This is a genomic window from Acidovorax temperans, assembly GCF_028596105.1.
Lineage (GTDB): Bacteria > Pseudomonadota > Gammaproteobacteria > Burkholderiales > Burkholderiaceae_C > Acidovorax > Acidovorax temperans.
This window is the reverse complement of sequence record NZ_CP117193.1, coordinates 3,831,872-3,849,415: the sequence shown is the minus strand read 5'-3', so window position 1 is coordinate 3,849,415 and position 17,544 is coordinate 3,831,872. Positions and strand designations below refer to the sequence as shown.

The 17,544-nt window shown below is 65.8% G+C and carries 16 protein-coding genes and 1 pseudogene; 8 read left to right on the top strand and 9 right to left on the bottom strand.

The window, feature by feature from the left end; all coding sequences use genetic code 11:
* Nucleotides 1-185 precede the first annotated feature (185 nt).
* Entirely contained in the window at nt 186-1,523 is a 1,338-nt protein-coding gene (locus PQV96_RS17985) for an MFS transporter (protein WP_273623809.1), read from the top strand.
* An 82-nt stretch (nt 1,524-1,605) separates the two neighbouring features.
* Here PQV96_RS17985 and ybeY read toward each other — a convergent pair whose 3' ends face one another.
* Nucleotides 1,606-2,064: an rRNA maturation RNase YbeY gene (gene ybeY / locus PQV96_RS17980; protein ID WP_066690019.1), complete on the bottom strand. Its 459-nt coding sequence runs from the start codon at nt 2,062-2,064 to the stop codon at nt 1,606-1,608.
* Between the two features lie 60 nt (nt 2,065-2,124).
* Entirely contained in the window at nt 2,125-3,075 is a 951-nt protein-coding gene (locus PQV96_RS17975) for a PhoH family protein (RefSeq protein WP_066784519.1), read from the bottom strand.
* 88 nt (nt 3,076-3,163) lie between these two features.
* Here PQV96_RS17975 and ruvA point away from each other — a divergent pair, with 88 nt between their 5' ends.
* From ruvA to PQV96_RS17945, 6 genes are all read left to right on the top strand, one after another.
* Nucleotides 3,164-3,739 (top strand): Holliday junction branch migration protein RuvA, encoded by a 576-nt coding sequence (ruvA, locus tag PQV96_RS17970; RefSeq protein WP_066692719.1) that lies wholly within the window; start codon nt 3,164-3,166, stop codon nt 3,737-3,739.
* Between the two features lie 231 nt (nt 3,740-3,970).
* Nucleotides 3,971-5,338, top strand: coding sequence for a trypsin-like peptidase domain-containing protein (locus PQV96_RS17965; protein WP_273623808.1), 1,368 nt, complete (start codon nt 3,971-3,973; stop codon nt 5,336-5,338).
* A 36-nt stretch (nt 5,339-5,374) separates the two neighbouring features.
* A complete protein-coding gene (gene ruvB / locus PQV96_RS17960; protein ID WP_207373180.1) occupies nt 5,375-6,433 on the top strand; it encodes a Holliday junction branch migration DNA helicase RuvB in 1,059 nt (352 codons plus the stop codon).
* Nucleotides 6,430-7,764 carry an efflux RND transporter periplasmic adaptor subunit gene (locus PQV96_RS17955; protein ID WP_233099643.1) on the top strand — a complete coding sequence of 445 codons (1,335 nt, stop codon included), beginning with the start codon at nt 6,430-6,432 and terminating at the stop codon, nt 7,762-7,764. The genes ruvB and PQV96_RS17955 overlap by 4 nt, the downstream gene beginning before the upstream one ends.
* Before the next feature lie 10 nt (nt 7,765-7,774).
* The gene (locus PQV96_RS17950; RefSeq protein WP_273623806.1) at nt 7,775-9,022 is read left to right on the top strand and encodes an ABC transporter permease; all 1,248 of its coding nucleotides are present in this window, start codon (nt 7,775-7,777) and stop codon (nt 9,020-9,022) included.
* A gap of 7 nt (nt 9,023-9,029) precedes the next feature.
* Entirely contained in the window at nt 9,030-9,776 is a 747-nt protein-coding gene (locus tag PQV96_RS17945) for an ABC transporter ATP-binding protein (protein ID WP_066697752.1), read from the top strand.
* 106 nt (nt 9,777-9,882) lie between these two features.
* Here the strand turns inward: PQV96_RS17945 and PQV96_RS17940 are convergent, their stop codons facing one another.
* From PQV96_RS17940 to PQV96_RS17910, 7 genes and pseudogenes are all read right to left on the bottom strand, one after another.
* Nucleotides 9,883-11,637 (bottom strand): lysoplasmalogenase family protein, encoded by a 1,755-nt coding sequence (locus PQV96_RS17940; RefSeq protein WP_207373176.1) that lies wholly within the window; start codon nt 11,635-11,637, stop codon nt 9,883-9,885.
* A gap of 37 nt (nt 11,638-11,674) precedes the next feature.
* Nucleotides 11,675-12,844: pseudogene (locus PQV96_RS17935) on the bottom strand (DSD1 family PLP-dependent enzyme).
* Nucleotides 12,828-13,466, bottom strand: coding sequence for a histidine phosphatase family protein (locus PQV96_RS17930; RefSeq protein ID WP_207373175.1), 639 nt, complete (start codon nt 13,464-13,466; stop codon nt 12,828-12,830). Before PQV96_RS17930 ends, PQV96_RS17935 begins: the two are co-directional and overlap by 17 nt.
* A 6-nt stretch (nt 13,467-13,472) precedes the next feature.
* On the bottom strand, nt 13,473-14,087 hold the full coding sequence (locus PQV96_RS17925; protein WP_420482160.1) for a DUF4136 domain-containing protein: 615 nt from the start codon (nt 14,085-14,087) through the stop codon (nt 13,473-13,475).
* 132 nt (nt 14,088-14,219) lie between these two features.
* Nucleotides 14,220-15,194: a tRNA 2-thiocytidine(32) synthetase TtcA gene (ttcA, locus tag PQV96_RS17920; RefSeq protein WP_207373174.1), complete on the bottom strand. Its 975-nt coding sequence runs from the start codon at nt 15,192-15,194 to the stop codon at nt 14,220-14,222.
* A gap of 4 nt (nt 15,195-15,198) precedes the next feature.
* Entirely contained in the window at nt 15,199-15,582 is a 384-nt protein-coding gene (locus PQV96_RS17915) for a dihydroneopterin aldolase (RefSeq protein WP_205621090.1), read from the bottom strand.
* Between the two features lie 34 nt (nt 15,583-15,616).
* Complete coding sequence (locus PQV96_RS17910) at nt 15,617-16,402, bottom strand: SDR family oxidoreductase (RefSeq protein WP_066698523.1); 786 nt, start codon at nt 16,400-16,402, stop codon at nt 15,617-15,619.
* Nucleotides 16,403-16,412: 10 nt separating this feature from the next.
* On the opposite strand from PQV96_RS17910, the gene PQV96_RS17905 reads away from it, so the two are divergent.
* Nucleotides 16,413-17,531 carry a class I SAM-dependent methyltransferase gene (locus tag PQV96_RS17905; RefSeq protein ID WP_273625276.1) on the top strand — a complete coding sequence of 373 codons (1,119 nt, stop codon included), beginning with the start codon at nt 16,413-16,415 and terminating at the stop codon, nt 17,529-17,531.
* Nucleotides 17,532-17,544: the final 13 nt, after the last annotated feature.

Sequence of the window (17,544 nt, the reverse complement as noted above, 5' to 3'; positions counted from 1 at the left end):
TTTTGTCCAACATCAAAGGCGCACGACTGTTTTTCACTCTTTCGCAGGAGTCTTGATCTGTCGCAGTGCCGAAAACGCCCTGCGCAATCAGGGTTTTCCTACGCGCAGCCTAGCGAAACCTCACTTGTGGCGCGGCAGGGTGGCGTGTAGAACGGAGCCGTATCACTTGCTTGAGGAGCGTCAATATGTACAGCCCAGGTTCTGCGGCACTGCCTGTTCCAGGCTTTGAAAGTTCGGTCTCCCTCGCACGTGCCCACACCGACGAGGACGTCACCCCTGGTGAGATCGCGGTGGGGGTCATCATTGGGCGTTCGTCTGAATATTTCGACTTTTTTGTCTTTGGTATCGCCAGCGTGCTGGTGTTTCCCTCGCTGCTATTTCCGTTTGTGTCGCGGCTTGACGGCACGTTGATGGCATTTGCCATCTTCGCGCTGGCTTTTGTGGCCCGCCCGGTGGGCACGGCCATTTCCATGGCCGTGCAGCGGCGCTGGGGCCGGGGCACCAAGCTCACGCTGGCGTTGTTCCTGCTGGGCGCTTGCACGGCGGGTATGGCGTTTTTGCCCAGCTATGCCTCGGTGGGCAGCACGGCCATTGTGGCGCTGGTCATCTTGCGCATTGGCCAGGGGCTGGCGCTGGGCGGCACCTGGGACGGCCTGCCCTCGCTGCTGGCGATGAGCGCGCCCCAGGAACGGCACGGCTGGTTTGCCATGATCGGACAGCTGGGCGCGCCAGTGGGCTTTGTGCTGGCTGCCAGCCTGTTTGCCTACCTGTACGGCAGCCTGAGCACGGCAGAGTTTCTGGACTGGGGCTGGCGCTATCCTTTCTTCGTGGCCTTTGCCATCAACGTGGTGGCGCTGTTTGCCCGCCTGCGCCTGGTGGTGGGCCAGTCATACGCCGAACTGTTGCAGCAGCGTGAGCTGCAACCCGTGAGCGTGAGCCAGGTGGTGCGTGATGAAGGCGGCAATGTGCTGATTGGCGCGTTTGCCGCGCTGGCCAGCTTTGCGCTGTTTCACCTGGCTACGGTGTTCCCTCTGTCGTGGATCGTCATGTATTCCGAACAGTCCATCACCGAGGTGCTGAGCGTGCAGATTGTTGGCGCCTTCCTGGCGGCGGGGGCGATCATGCTGTCGGGCTGGCTTGCCGATCGCATTGGCCGACGCAATCTGCTGGGTTCCATGGCGGTGTTGATTGGCCTGTTCAGCTTTGCGGCGCCCTGGCTGCTGGGTGCAGGGTCTGCGGGCAACAACGTGTTCCTGCTGGTGGGCTTTGTGCTGTTGGGTCTGTCTTATGGGCAGGCTTCGGGCACCGTCACGGCCAATTTCTCGGCCCAATACCGCTACACGGGCGCGGCCCTGTCTGCAGACCTGGCCTGGTTGCTGGGCGCAGGTTTTGCGCCGCTGGTGGCGCTGGGGTTGTCGGCCAAGTTTGGCCTGGGCGCCGTGTCGGTCTACCTGCTGTCGGGTGCGGTGTGCACTTTGGCCGCGTTGCGTATCAACCGGTTAATTGAGCGGCGCGAGTCTTGAAAAGTGCCATCACCCGCCGCCTCTGGCGCGGCGGGTGGCAGGCCTTTTCCGGGCCTCTTCTTTGGACCTTGAGTTTTTCGGGTTACTTGGCGTACGGGTCCGCAAACCCCAGCTCTTGCATGATGGCGGTCTCGTAAGACTCCATCTCGTCCGCGTCTTCGGCACTGGTTTCGTGGTCCCACCCCTGGGCGTGCAAGGTGCCGTGCACCAGCAGGTGGGCGTAGTGCTCTTGCAGACTCTTGTTCTGCTCCACCGCCTCGCGCGCCACCACGGGCGCGCACAGCACCAGGTCGGCCGTCACCACAGGTTCCTGCGTGTAGTCGAAGGTGAGTACGTTGGTGGCGTAGTCCTTCTTGCGGTATTCGCGGTTGAGCTGCTGCCCTTCCTCGGTGCCCACAATGCGCACGGTGATTTCCGCGTCGCTCGACAAGGCGTGGCGAATCCAGCGCGTGACCTTGTGGCGTGACAGCACAGCGCGGTGTTCCGCCACGCCATCAAACTTGCCAAATTGCAGGGACAGCGAGAGTTGGTTCAGAGTCATATTGGCACCTGGCGCTTATCCAATAAGCGCAAGCAGCTATCAAATTAATAGTAAAAATAATCAACTACGCGCTGCCAGGGCCCGGCGGGGCGCATCGTACGCATCCACAATGCGCGCCACCAGCGGGTGGCGCACCACGTCGGCGCTAGTGAAGCGCGTGATGGCAATGCCTTTGACGCGCTTGAGCACCCGCTCGGCGTCGATCAGGCCGCTCATGGCACCCTTGGGCAGGTCGATCTGGCTCACGTCGCCTGTGACCACCGCGCGCGAGCCAAAGCCGATGCGGGTCAGGAACATCTTCATCTGCTCAGGCGTGGTGTTCTGCGCCTCGTCCAGGATCACAAAGGCATTGTTCAGCGTGCGCCCGCGCATGAAAGCCAGCGGGGCAATTTCAATGGCGTTGCGCTCAAACGCTTTTTGCACCTTGTCGTGGCCCATCAATTCATACAGGGCGTCGTACAGCGGGCGCAGGTAGGGGTCCACCTTCTGCGCCAGGTCGCCCGGCAAAAAGCCCAGGCGTTCGCCCGCCTCCACCGCCGGGCGGGTCAGCACAATGCGCTGCACCGAGCTGCGCTCCAGTGCATCCACGGCGCTGGCCACTGCCAGGTAGGTTTTGCCCGTGCCCGCAGGGCCAATGCCGAAGGTGATGTCGTGGGTGGCAATGTTCTGCAGGTACAGGCTCTGGGTGGCAGTGCGCCCGCGCAGGTCGGCCCGGCGGGTGCTCAGCACGATGGCGTCCTCGGGCGCGTCCAGCAGGTCGCTGTCGCCGGCCAGCATCAGCTGCAGGTGGTCTTCCGGGATGGGGCGCTCGGCAATTTCGTACAGCGCCTGCAGCAGCTCCATCGCCTGCGTGGCCTTGGCCTTGGGGCCGTCCACCTTGAACTGCTCGTGCCGGTGGGCAATGCCCACGCCCAAGGCCACCTCGATGGTGCGCAGGTGCGCGTCCGCCGGGCCACACAGGTGGGTCAGGCGGGTGTTGTTGTGCGGGAGGAAGGTGTGGCGCAGGATCACGCTGATAATTCCAGTCGGCAAAAAAGCCAATGACGGCAAAAACGAGGGCGCCACCCGCATCGGCATGCGGCGGCGCCAAAGGACTCCAATGATAGGCAAATTGACCGGCACCCTGCTGGAGAAGAATCCCCCCGAGGTGCTGCTGGACTGCCACGGCGTGGGCTACGAGGTGAATGTGCCCATGAGCACGTTCTACAACCTGCCCGCCGTGGGCGAGCGCGTCAGCCTGCTCACGCAGTTCATCGTGCGCGAGGATGCGCAACTGCTCTACGGCTTTGCCACGGCCCCGGAGCGCCAGGCATTCCGCGAGCTGATCAAAATCTCGGGCGTGGGCCCGCGCACGGCGCTGTCCATTCTGAGTGGCATGGGCGTGAGCGATCTGGCGCAGGCGATTTCGCTGCAGGAGGCGGGTCGTCTGGTGAAGGTGCCGGGCATCGGCAAAAAGACCGCCGAGCGTTTGCTCCTGGAGCTCAAGGGCAAGCTGGGAGCGGACATCGGTGCTGTGCGAGGTGCCGCCAACAGCGATGCGCAGGCCGACATTCTGCAGGCCCTCCTGGCTTTGGGGTACAACGACAAGGAAGCGGCGGCGGCGCTCAAGGCGCTGCCCGCGGAGGTGGGGGTGAGCGAGGGGATCAAGATGGCGCTCAAGGCGCTGGCGAAGTAGTGGATGGGATTCAACCAGAAGGGGATGACTGAGATGATGATGTATCGCGCTTTGCTTCAAGGTGCCGGACTGTTGGTAGTCTTAGCGGTGGCTGCCTGTGGCGGAGGCGGCGGCGACTCGCCAGCCGCACCGCCGGCCCCGTCCACGCCGGTGGCCCCGGAGCAGCCTAACCCGCCCCTCACTCCCGCACCACCTTCCGCACCGCCGCCGCCTCCCGTCACACCTGTGCCCGTGGTTACCGACCGCATCGAGGCGCTGGATACCGGTCTTCCCAGGCTGGCCCCCCAAATGTCGGCTACGGCGGTGGCGCGCCGCACGGGTGGGCCGGTCGCCACCCCCGTGAACCTCGGCCCGCTACCCAGCGCTCAAGGGTTTGAGAAAAAGGCCACCGAGCGTGCGGCGCTCGCCAAAGGCGCCCCGCAGCAGATCGGTGTGGCCCGCCCCGTGGCCGCCACCGCCAGGCCGCGCGATATGCTGGGCCAGCTCCAGTGGCAGGCCGTGGGCGGCGGCTTGCAGCGGGCGGCCGTCAGCTTCAAGGCCGAGGGCGCGCATGGCGTTCGGCTGGGGGTGTTGGTGCGCAATTTGCCGGCCGGCACCGTGCTGCGCTTTTATGCCCAGGCGGGCGGCGATGCCGTGCAGATCACGGGCGAAGAGGTGCTACGCACCATTCAGCGCAATCTGGACGCGGGTGACAAGGGCGATGCCGCACGCACCTACTGGGGGCCCGATTTTGGCGGCGCCGAAACCACGCTGGAATTGCAGGTGCCGGTGGCGGCACGGCTGGAAGAGCTGGATATCGCCGTGCCCACGCTCTCGCACTTCTTCGTCTCGCCCGATCAGGCCACGGCCGCGTCGTTTGCCAAGGTGGGCGAGTCGGGCAGCTGCAACATCGACGTGTCGTGCAAGGCCGAGCTCAATGCAGAAAGTCGCGCCGTGGCACGCATGATTTTCGTACAGGAAGGCGGCAGCTACCTTTGCACGGGCACGCTGCTCAACGACATATCGTCGAGCAGAATTCCGTACTTCCTGTCGGCACACCACTGCATTTCAACCCAGACCGTTGCGTCGACGCTGACCACTGACTGGTTCTACCGCTCCACGTCATGCAACACGGCCAGTGCCAACCCGGGCGCGCAAAAGGTCACCGGAGGCGCTGCGCTACTGTTTGCTGATTCGCAGACCGACACATCGTTCATGCGCCTGAACAGTGCGCCGCCTCAGGGCGTCGTGTACGCGGGCTCGTACTTTGGGCCGGTGACGCAGTCCTCGCCGGTGGTGGGCATCCACCATCCACGCGGTGACCTGCAAAAGACCAGCGCCGGGAGCGTTGAAGCGTTCAGTTACTGCAGCAACGAGCAATGTTTCCCCAGCACCCAGCAAGACGGGCGTTACTACTCGGTTGGCTGGGTGTCAGGCACCACAGAGGGTGGCAGCAGTGGCTCGGGACTGTTTTCAACCATTGATGCGAAACGCTACGTGGTTGGCCAGCTCTACGGCGGCGCTTCCAGCTGCCAGGCGCCTACAGGCCGCGATTTCTATGGGCGGTTCGACCTGCCGTTCCAACTGGCCATCAAGACCTGGCTGACGCCCGGTTTGTAATCAGCAATCCTCAACCGTGCGTGCAAGCCTGCCCGAATGACCATCCAGACCGACGACTTCACTCCCGCCCCCGCCAAGCGCGTGATCTCCGCCGCCCCCGTCTCGCCGCAGGAAGAGGCGCTCGAGCGGGCGCTGCGTCCCAAGCTGCTGCAGGAATACGTCGGGCAGGCCAAGGCGCGGGAGCAGCTGGAGATCTTCATCGGTGCGGCCCGCAAGCGGGGCGAGGCGCTGGACCATGTGCTCTTGTTCGGCCCGCCCGGGCTGGGCAAGACTACGCTCAGCCACATCATTGCGGCCGAGTTGGGGGTGAACTTGCGGCAGACCAGCGGGCCGGTGCTGGAAAAGCCCAAGGACCTGGCCGCCCTGCTCACCAATTTGGAAAAGAACGACGTTCTTTTCATTGATGAGATCCACCGCCTCTCGCCCGTGGTCGAGGAAATCCTCTACCCCGCGCTGGAGGACTACCAGATCGACATCATGATCGGTGAGGGCCCGGCGGCGCGCAGCATCAAGCTGGACCTGCAGCCCTTCACGCTGGTGGGCGCCACCACGCGGGCGGGCATGCTCACCAACCCGCTGCGCGACCGCTTTGGCATCGTGGCGCGGCTGGAGTTTTATACGGCCGACGAGCTGGCCAGCATCGTCCAGCGCAGTGCGGGGCTGCTCAATGCGCCCATGGACGAGGAGGGCGGTTTTGAAATCGCCCGCCGCTCGCGCGGCACACCGCGCATTGCCAACCGGCTGCTGCGCCGGGTGCGCGACTATGCCGAAGTCAAGGGCGACGGTCGCATCACCAAATCCATTGCCGACAAGGCACTGGCTATGCTGGATGTGGACCCGCAAGGGTTTGACGTGATGGACCGCAAGCTGCTCGAAGCCGTGATCCACCGTTTTGACGGCGGCCCAGTGGGGCTGGACAACATCGCAGCCAGCATTGGGGAAGAGGCAGGCACCATTGAGGATGTGATTGAGCCCTACCTCATCCAGCAGGGCTACCTGCAGCGCACGCCCCGTGGCCGCATCGCCACGCTGGCGGCGTTCCGCCACCTGGGGGTGGCGCCACCGCAAGCGGCCGGTGGGCTGTTTTCTGAATGAGCAAAAACGCAGCAACTGGCAGCCAGGGTGGTCGGGTGAATCGACGCTGGCTGGCATGGGCGCTGGGCGCTGCCGTCTTGCTGGCGGCGGTTGCCATGGGCGCAGCCACACTGCGCGGCCCGCAGGTTGATGCCCTGGTGGTTCCATCGGCGCCGCTGGTGCGCACGCTACAGTTTTCAGCGCGTGTGGCCACGTTGTCGCGGGTGGAGGTGGGCAGCACCGTCACCGGCCGTGTGGCCCAGGTGCGGGTAACGGAGGGAGCCGCCGTGCGCCAGGGCGATGTGCTGGTGCAGCTCGAATCCGACGAATTGCGCGCGGCTTTGACCCAGGCTGTGGCTTCAGAACGCCAGGCAAAGGCGCGGCTGGAAGGCCTTCGCAGCACGGGCCGCACTGCCGCGCAGGCAGCCCGGGCGCAGGCCGATGCCTCGCTGCAAGCCGCCAGCGCCAGCTTGGCGCGGGTGCAGCAGTTGGTGACCGAGGGGTTTTACAGCCCGGCGCAGCTTGACGAGGCACGCCGTGCGGTGGACGTGGCGCGGGCGCAGCATCTCAGCGCGCAAGCGCAACTGCAAGCCAACGCCGACGCGGGCACTGAGGTAGCCCAGGCCCAGGCCGAGTTAGCGCTAGCCCAGGCGGCCACGGTGGCTGCACAGGCCCGCCTGGCACAAGCCACGCTGGTGGCCCCCGCCGATGCGCGCGTGCTGGTGTGTGAGGTGGAGCCTGGGCAGATCGTGCAGCCGGGCAAGGCCTTGCTCAGCCTGGCGCTGGCCGGGCCCACGCAGCTGGTGGCCCAGGTGGATGAACGCTTTCTGGAGCAACTGCAACTGGGCCAGCCGGCCTGGGTGGTGGCCGATGCCTTTGCGGGGCAGCGCTTTGCGGCCCGCGTGCTGTCCATCGCGCCGGCGGTGGATGCGCAGCGCGGCGCCATTGAGGTGAAGTTTTCGATTGAGCAGACACCTGCCTTTTTGCGCGAAGACATGACCTTGTCGGTGGAGGTGGAGACCGCCCGACGCGAGCGCACCCTGGTGCTGCCCCAGGCCGCTTTGCGCGGCCCGGCCGGTGGCGATCAAGCCAGCGTGCTGGTGCTGCAGGATGGGCGCGCCCAGGTACGCAACGTGCGGCTGGGCCTGCGCACGCTGGATGCGGTGGAGGTGCTTGACGGCCTGAAGGAAGGCGACATGGTGCTGCGCGGCAACGCGAGCTTGCAGGAAGGTCAACGCGTGCGTGCCCGCACGGCGCCATGGACCACTGCTTCGTCCGCGCCCACTCCGGCGGCCCAAGGCAATCAGGGCGGTGGCGCGGGCCCTGCGTTGACCGGCACCATGGGCCGTTGAGCCTGCCGCCATGTGGATCTGGCCTGGTTTCGAGTTCCGCGTGGCGCTGCGCTTCTTGCGCGAGGGGCGCATGCAGACCGTGCTCATCATCGTGGGCGTGGCTGCGGGCGTAGCGGTCATTGCCTATATCTCGGCGCTCATCAGCGGCTTGCAGGCCAACACCCTGGCCAAAACACTGGGTGCGCAGGCGCACGTCACGCTGCGCGCGCCGGACGATCTGGTCACCCCGGCCGCCCCGGCCGCCCCGGCGGCGCCGGATACTGCCGCGTTGACCGAAACCCAGCCGCGCGCGCAGCGCTTGCGTTCCGTAGCCAACTGGCAGGCGCTGGTGCCGCTGCTGGAAGGGTTGCCTGCCGTGGCTGGGGTTTCGCCCATGGTGTCGGGCTCGGGCCTGGCGCTGCGCGGCGAGGCATCGCAGGCGATTGCCCTTATGGGCGTGGAGCTGGACCGCTATGACCGCCTGGTGGGCTTGCGCGCCAAGGTCGTCAGCGGCAGTGCGCGGCTGGCGCCAGGGGAGGCTGTGATAGGCCGCGAGCTGGCGCAGGACCTGGGGGTGCGCGTGGGCGACCGCCTCTCGGTACAGACGGGCAGTGTGAGTGGAACAGTCAGCGACTCGGTGCGCGTGACCGCGCTGGTGGACCTGGGCGTGAAAGACCTGAACCGCCGCACCGTGATCGTGCCGCTGCGTGCCGCGCAAAGCCTGCTGGCGCTGCCCGGTGGCGCCACCCAGCTGGACCTGACCCTCAAGGACGTGTGGGTGGCCCAAACCCTGGCGCGAGAGCTGCAAAGCCAGTTCCCCTACAAGATCGAGAGCTGGCAAGAGAGCAATGCCCAGCTGGTGTCAGCGCTCAACGCGCAGTCCATCAGCACCTCCATCATCCGGGGCGTGGTGCTGGCGGTGGTGGTGCTGGGCATTGCCAGTGTGCTGGTGGTGTCGGTGGTGCAAAAGGGGCGCGAGATCGGCATCCTGCGCGCCATGGGCGCCACGCGGGGCCAGGTGCTGCGGGTGTTTCTGGTGCAGGGCGCTGTGGTGGGCGCACTGGGCTCGGTGCTTGGTCTGCTGCTGGCGGTGGCGCTGATCTGGGTGTTCACCCACTTCGTGCGCGGCTCGGATGGCCTGCCGCTGTTTTCAATTGCGTTGCCGCTGCCCATGGCGCTGCAGATCGCGCTGATTGCCTCGGTGTGCGGCGTGCTGGCGGCTGTGGCCCCGGCGCGGCGCGCGGCGGCGTTGGACCCGGCGCAAGCCATCCGCATGTGAGGCCTGGATGAACACTGCGGATGCTGCAGTACCTCCTGAGCTGATTGCGCTCGACGCCGTGCGCAAAAGCTACAACCTGGGCCGCCCCAGCGAGGCCGAGGTACTGCACGGTATCGACCTGCAGGTGCGCCGGGGCGAATTCATCGCGCTGATGGGGCCCTCGGGCTCGGGCAAGAGCACCTTGCTCAACATCCTGGGCTTGCTGGAGCGCATGACCTCGGGCAGCTTTCGGCTGGATGGCGAAGAAGTGCGGGGCCTGGACGATGCGGCCCTGACTTTGCGCCGCCGTAGCACGCTGGGCTTTGTGTTTCAGTTCCACCATCTGCTGCCCGCGTTCTCGGCGCTGGAGAACGTCACGTTGCCCGCCCTCATGGCCGAGGGCCGCGTCAGCACCGCCCACCGCGACCATGCCCGCAGCCTGCTGGACGCCGTGGGCCTGGCCCAGGCCATGAACAAGCGCCCGGCCGAGCTGTCAGGCGGCATGCAGCAGCGCGTGGCCATTGCGCGTGCGCTGGTCATGAACCCGCCGCTGGTGCTGGCCGATGAGCCCACGGGCAACCTTGACACGGCTTCTTCTGCCGAAGTGTTTGCCCTGCTGCGCCGCATTCACGCTGAACGCGGAACGAGCTTTGTGGTCGTCACACACGACCCGCGCCTGGCGGCGCGCTGCGACCGGCTGGTGGAGCTGATTGACGGCCGCATTGCGCGCGATGAGGCCATCGCCGAGGGTGTGGAGCCGGCACCGCACGGGTGAGTTAGACAGGGTAGATGCTATTAAGTTAATAGCTGCTTGCGCTTTATAGAAGAGCGCTAGAACCTGATTTGATTAAAAATGGCTTGGCGCGGCAAGCTGTGGGGCCTCAGGTGCCGGCTACTGCCGTGTCTGGTGCCTCGTGCGCCAGCCAGCCGCTGACGATCAGCACCTGCGCTGCGTAGTACGTGGACAGCACCCACACCGGGGCCCATGGCAGGGGCGTCACAAACCGGTCGGTCGCCAGCAAGGAATCGCTCAGCATGAAGCACCCCGCCCCCAGCGCCACCCGCAGTGCTGGCCCGCTGCGCAGCACCGTCGCCCGGCCCATGGCCTGCGCGGCCATCAGCGCAATCACCAGAACGTAGGCGGCCACCGGCACGCGCAGGGCCGGGGGCAGGCCTCCCGTCCATAAAAAGGCGTACATGCCCACGCCAATACCCAAGGTGGCAGCCAGCGCGCCCCGGTGGGGAAACCACACCTGCCCGCGTTTGAACAGCGCGACATAGAACAGATGCGCCACCAGAAAACTCACCAGGCCAGGGATGAAAAAGCCCTGGAACATGAGGAACACATCTCCCGCCAGCGATCCAGCCAACGCGGCAGCCAGCAGAAGCGAGGTTTTTGAATCAAATAGGCCTCTGGCGCTTGTTGAGTAAGCGCTAGCAGCTACTAAAAAAAGAGCAAAAATCATCGTCAGCGGTTTGAACAGCCAGTGCCATTCGGTGAACCCCAGCGCGCTGGTGGCGGTGGCCAGCGCAGCGCTTTGCAGCATCAGTGCCATCAGCATGCCGATGCGCCCCTGCATCACCGCGCCCAAAGCCCATTGCCCCACCAGCAGCACCGCAAACCAGATGGCGTTGTGCGCCAGTGGTGCGGTGTCGGCTTGCCATAAAAAAGCGCCCACCCCCGTGAGCAGCACCGCAAACTGCACCAGCGCAAACCACTGCACCGCGCGTGACATGGGCGGCTGAAAGATCTGCATCTGCGCCATGCTGAAGGCGGGCTTGGGAAAACGCTCCGCCACATCGGCGGGCCGCCAGCCCGGCGGCTTGATCCAGACCTTGAGCTTGTCTGCCCAACTGCGCGCATGCCAGCTGTCGTGCGCCAGCCCGGCGTACACCTGCGCGTTGGCCCACAGCGGATCCCAGCTGTTGAGCAGCCCACGTGTGCCGTACGCGCATCGGTCAAGCGCATCCTCCTCCTTGAAGGTGCCAAACAGCCTGTCCCACAGGATCAGGATGCCGCCGTAGTTCTTGTCCAGATAGGCATCGTTCACTGCGTGGTGCACGCGGTGGTTGCTGGGGCTGCAGAACCAGCGGTCGAACCAGCTGAGTTTGCCCACCTGCTCGGTGTGCACCCAGAACTGGTAGAGCAGGTCGATGAGCGCCACCACGCCAAACACCAGCGGCGGCACGCCCGCCAGCGCCATGGGCACATAAAAGACCCAGCCCAGCAGCGCGCCAGAACTGGTCTGGCGCAGCGCGGTGCTGAGGTTGTAGTCCTGGCTTTGGTGGTGCACCGCGTGCGCCGCCCACAACACGGCCGACTCGTGCCCCATGCGGTGCAGCCAGTAGTAGCAAAAATCGTAGAACACCAGTGCCAGCAGCCAGCCGGGCAGGCTGGTCCAGAACGCGTCGTCGCGCCACAGCGCGACATGCTCGAACACGGCGGTGTAGATACCGATGCGCAAGAGATGCGTGAACGCCGCGCTGGTCTGGCTCAGCATGCCAAGGCTGATGCTGCTGACCGCATCGGCCAGCCGGTAGGTGTTGCGCTGGCGCCGCCAGCCCACGGCCAGTTCGATGGCGATGAGCAGCAAGAAGACAGGGGTGGCGAGGACGATGATCTGGCTGGGGCTCATGGAGGACACCAAAATTGTCCGCCGATTGTTTCCCTGATCAGGTCAGCGCGCCTCTGGCATCAACCCTGATGATCCGCTCCACCACGCCTTGCGCCAGCCCACCCCGCACACCGATCATGAAGTCGTACAGGTTCACCGTCGGGTCGCAATGGCCGGGCACCAGCCACAGCATGCGGCCCAAGGCCGGCAGGCGGGCTTTGTCGCCCTCGGCATACAGGATGCCGTGCTCGTCACCCCCATTGGCGTAGCGCAGCGCCCGGTCTGCGGGCAGGTGGGCCACGGTGGGCAGGCCCGAGTCGATGGCGTGGCTCTTGTGGCCCGCGTCGCACACCGCGTGGGTGTCGCGCACGGAAATCACCTGGGTCTTGACGAACAGGGCGTGCTCGAACGCGGGCTGGGCCGGGTCGCGTTCGTTGCGGGCGTAGTCGGCGTCCATGAAGAGGAAGGAACCCGCCTGCAGTTCGCCATACACCCCGCTGGCCGCTTCGTTCACCAGTGTGCCGGTGCCGGAGCCCGTGACCAGCGGCACGGGCAGCCCGGCGGCCTCGATGAGGTCGCGCGTGTGCGCGGCTTGCTGCACGGTGCGCGCAATGGCCTCGCGCCATTCGGCAGCGTTGGCAAAGTGCTGGGCGCGGCCGTGTTAGGCCTGCAGGCCTGCAAAACGCAGCCGTGGGTGGCGGGCTACGGCCAGTGCCAGCGCCACGGCGGCGTCGCCCGGCGGCACACCGCAGCGGCCCTGGCCCACGTCAATCTCTACCAGCACATCCATGCCCGCGTCGCTGCCAGACTGCGCCATCGCTTCGGCCAGGCGCTCGATGCCCTCCGCGCTGTCCACCGCCACGCCCAGGCGGCCGCCCCGGCTGGCAAGGGCCGTGGCCAGCCGCGCCGCGCGGTGCAGCTTGGGCATGGCAATCACTTCGTTGGTGATAGCGATGTCCCGCACGCCGCCAGCGGCCAGGGCTTCGGCCTCTGACACTTTTTGTACGCACACGCCCTGTGCCCCGGCTTGCTGCAGCAACAAGGCCAGCTCGGCGCTTTTGTGCATCTTGGCGTGGGGCCGCCAGCGCACCTGGTGCTTGCGGGCGAAGTCGGCCATGCGCTGGATGTTGCGGTCCATGGCGTCCAGGTCCACCACCAGGGCGGGGGTGTCGATCAGGTCTACCCGCTGGCCGATGAGGGCGGCGAGGGCGTCAGGCGTGGTTTTCATCGCGTACGGCGTTGTCCAGGTGCTGTGTGTCGGCCCAGCCCACCAGGCTGAGGCCGTCGGGTGTCCAGAGCAGGCGGTTGATGGCCGCATTGCCCAGCTGCCAGGTGCGCGGGGCTTGAATGTCCTGTCGGGTGGCGGCGCGGTACAGCACGTCCAGCACGCCGCCGTGGGCCACCAGCACGATCTGCCCGCCCACATGCCGGGATGCCAGGGCGTGGGTGGTCGCGGTGATGCGCTCGCGCAGCGCGATCAGCGATTCGCCACCCTCGGGCGCAAAGGCGGGGTCGCGCTTGCGCCAGCGGTAGGCTTGTTCCGGCTCTTTGGCTTCCAGCTCTTCAAAGGTGTGGCCTTGCAGCACGCCAAAGCTGCGTTCACGCAGGCCCTGGTGGGCGGCCAGCGGCGCCTGTGTGGTTTCTGCGATGGCCTGGGCCGTGACCCAGGCGCGTTGCAGGTCACTGCTGTAGATGGCGTCGATGGGCTCATCGGCCAGCGCCAGGGCGGCCTGGCGGGCTTGCCACAGGCCCACGTCGTTCAGCGGAATGTCCAGATGGCCCTGGAGGCGGCTGTCCACGTTCCAGGCGGTCTCTCCGTGGCGGATGGCGATGATGCGGGTGGCGTCCATGCAATGTCAGGGCTGGGTCGGTAAGGGGATGCGCACCTGGCGCGGGCCTTGGGGGGGCTGGGGAAAGCCGTTGAGCGCGGCGTCGAACAGCACGCCGTACACCGCGGGGTCAGACACCCACACGTCTTCGTGCACGGCCGAGGTTTCGTACACCACCTCCTGCGTGCGCGCATCGCGCATCACGATGCTGACCACGCGCCGGTGCAGTGGGGCGGGTGCACCCACCTGCCACAGGCCGCTCATGCCCCAGCCGCTACGCCCGCCGTACCAGCCCCAGCCGCCAAAGGCCCAGGGCGGGTGGTCATCAAACGGGTCGCGGCGCGGGGTGAAGCCCGCCTGCGCGCCCAGTTGCACCACCCACTGGCCGCTTTCATCATTGCGCTGCAGCCCGGCGCGCGCCAGGGCTTGCTCGGCCAGCGCCAGGATGGGGTCGAACGAGGGTGTTTGCTGCGAAGGCAGGCGTTCCAGCCGGTACGTCATGGGCTGCTGGGCGCTGGCAGCGGCGGGCAGTCTGGAGAAGCTGCGCACATCGCCTTCCACCACGCGGTGGGTGGCGCACCCGGCCAGCACGGCCGCCATGCCCAGTAGCACGGCACATTTCTTCCATTGCAAAGTCATCATGGCAAGTCTCCTGAAACGGTTGCGGTGGATGGCTGCAGTGGTGCAGCGCGCGGGCTGGGGTGGCCTTCAGGGGGCGCGGCCGCCTGGCTAGGGATTCAAGCAGTCAGAGCGTGAAGCTGGGTCAAAGATTCCTCAACCGATCTGCACCACCTGCACGCCGGGCAGTGTGGGTGCGGGCGCAAACTCTTCCTTGTCAAACGCCTTGTCGCCGTTTTCGTCGGCCACGCCGGTGGCCCGGGCGTTCTTGAAGTCGTAGAGGCTGCCATCCAGCAGGTGCGATGGCACCACGTTCTGCAGGGCGTTGAACATGTTTTCGATGCGGCCGGGAAAGCGCTTCTCCCATTCGCGCAGCATCTCGCCCACCTGTTTGCGTTGCAGATTTTCCTGACTGCCGCACAGGTTGCACGGGATGATGGGGAAGTTGCGGTGGGCGGCCCAGCGGGCGGTGTCTTTCTCGGCCACGTAGGCCAGCGGGCGGATCACCACATGCTTGCCGTCGTCGCTCACCAGCTTGGGCGGCATGCTCTTCATCTTGCCGCCAAAGAACATGTTGAGCAGCAGCGTTTGCAAAATGTCGTCGCGGTGGTGGCCCAGCGCGATCTTGGTGCAGCCCAGCTCATCGGCCACGCGGTACAAAATGCCCCGGCGCAGGCGGCTGCACAGGCTGCAGGTGGTCTTGCCCTCGGGGATCAGCTTCTTGACGATGCTGTAGGTGTCTTCGTTTTCGATGTGGAAGGGCACGCCGGTGCTGGCCAGGTATTCGGGCAGCACATGCTCGGGGAAACCCGGCTGCTTCTGGTCCAGGTTCACCGCCACCAGGTCAAAGTGGATGGGCGCGCGGGCCTTGAGCTTGAGCAGGATGTCGAGCAGCGCATAGCTGTCTTTGCCGCCGGACATGCACACCATCACCTTGTCGCCTTCTTCAATCATGTTGAAGTCGACGATGGCCTTGCCCACCTCGCGGCACAGGCGCTTTTCGAGCTTGTGGGTTTCGCGTTCGATTTTCAGGCGGGCCGCGTTGGCCGTGGGCTCTTGCGGTGCTTCGGCCTCGTCGGTCCAGCCGGTGTGGGTGGAAGTAGGGATGGGGTTGTTGATCACTGCGTTCATAGGTTTACCACTGCCCCGTTTCCATGCGAATCGCCACTTCGCAGTCGTCAAAAATTTCCAGCTTGGCGATCTTCACGCGAACGCCCAGCACGCCGGGCAGCTGCATCAGGCGGTTGGCCAGCTTGCCGATCAGGCTCTCCAGCAAGTTCACATGCTCGGCGGTGCATTCGTCGATGATGATCTGGCGCACACGGCGGTAGTCCAGCACATGGCTGATGTCGTCGTCGCGCGGGGCCAGGGGCTGCACGCCCAGGCTCAGTTCGGCATCGACCTGGATGGGCTGGGGATCGATTTTTTCGTGCTCAAGGATGCCCAGGTTGGCATCAAAGCGCAAACCGGTCAGCGTCAGGATCTGCGTGCCAGTCATCTGGGAAGGGGTCTGTGTCATGGTGGGGGGCTCGTTCTGTGCGCAAGCGCCGGGCTCACATCAGGGAGAAGTCGCGTTCAAATTTCATCAGGTGCTGGCCCCCGTCCACCAGCAGCGTGGTGCCGGTGATGGACTGGTTTTCCAGCGCAAACTTCACTGTGGCAGCTACGTCTTCGGGCGTGGACGAGCGGCCCAGGGGGCTCAACGCGTGCAGTTGGGCGAATTTTTCGTCGCTCAGCATGTGACTGGTCAGCGTCAGGCCCGGGGCCACGCCCACCACGCGCACGCGCGGGGCCAGCGCCAGGGCCAGCATGGTGCCCGCCGCCTCCAGCGCCGCTTTCGAGAGCGTGTAGCTCATGAAGTCGGGGTTCTGGTTCCAGAGCTTCTGGTCCAGCAGGTTGACCACCGCGCCGCGTGCATCGGCTTCGCCCGCCGCCGCGCGGTCGGCCACATGTCGGTGCAACGCCTGGGCCAGCAGCACCGGCGTGGCCGTGTTGCTGCGCAGGTGCTTTTCCAGCGCGGCAAAGCCGAAGGTCTGCACATCGTCGTGCTCGAACAGCGATGCGCTGTTGACCACCGCGTCCAGGTGGCCAAAGTGCGTGATCACCCGTGGCACCAGGTTGCGTACGGCATCCTCGTCTTCAAAATTAGCATCAAAATGGGCGCTAGCGCCCGCCATATCAGCGCAGGCAGCTACGGTGTCGATAGCGTCCTGGGCCGAGGCACGGTAATGCACGGCCACTTGCCAGCCCCCGGCGGCCAATGCCAGGGCAATGCTGCGGCCCAGGCGCTTGGCAGCGCCGGTGACCAGAACGGTGCGAGGACGGGAGGTGGGGGACATGTGGTGGACAATGCGGGCCGTGACCCAAAGCCCCGACAGTTTAACGACCGCCCTTCACCAGTACATTGCCCAGGCCATTGCCGCCGAGGGCGGATGGCTGGGTTTTGACCGCTTCATGGCCTTGGCGCTGTACACGCCCGGCCTGGGCTACTACGCCAACGACTCCACCAAATTCGGCGCCATGCCCGAATCGGGCAGCGACTTTGTGACTGCCCCTGAACTCACGCCCCTGTTCGGCCAGACGCTTGCCGTGCAGGTGGGCGAGGCGCTGGAGCGCACCGGTACCGACGAAGTTTGGGAGTTTGGTGCGGGCTCGGGCGCGCTGGCGCTGCAGTTGCTGGATGCGTTGGGCGATCGGGTGCAGCGCTACACCATCGTCGATCTGTCGGGCAGCCTGCGCGCGCGCCAGCAGGCCAAGCTGGTGGCCCACGCGCACAAGCTGCGCTGGGTGGATGCGCTGCCCGAAAAGTTCAGCGGTGTGGTGGTGGGCAATGAAGTACTGGACGCCATGCCCGTGCAATTGCTGGCGCGCCACGGTGGCCAGCAGGGCGGTGTGTGGCATGAGCGCGGCGTGGTGGTGGCTGAAGACGGCAGTTTTGCCTGGGCCGACCGCCCAACGGCCCTGCGCCCGCCCATCGATATCGAAGGCCCACAGGACTACCTGACCGAAATCCACGCCCAGGGCGAAGGCTTCATCCGCATGCTGGCCGACCGGCTCACGCGCGGTGCGGCGTTTTTGCTGGACTATGGCTTTGGCGAAGACGAGTACTACCACCCCCAGCGCCACATGGGCACGGTGATGTGCCACCAGGGCCACCTGGCCGATGGCGACCCGCTGGTGGAGGTGGGCCGCAAAGACATCACCGCCCACGTCAACTTCACCGCCATGGCCCTGGCCGCGCAAGAGGCTGGTATGCAGGTGCTGGGCTACACCACCCAGGCGCACTTTCTCATCAACTGCGGTTTGCTATCAAAAATGGAGCTGCTCACGCAAGCAGAGCGGGCGACAGCGGCCAAATTGATCATGGAGCACGAAATGGGCGAGCTGTTCAAGGTGCTGGCCCTGGGCGCGGGCGATGCGTGGGAGCCCGTGGGGTTTGCGCGCGGAGACCGGTCGCACCGGCTCTGACCGCGCAGGCACC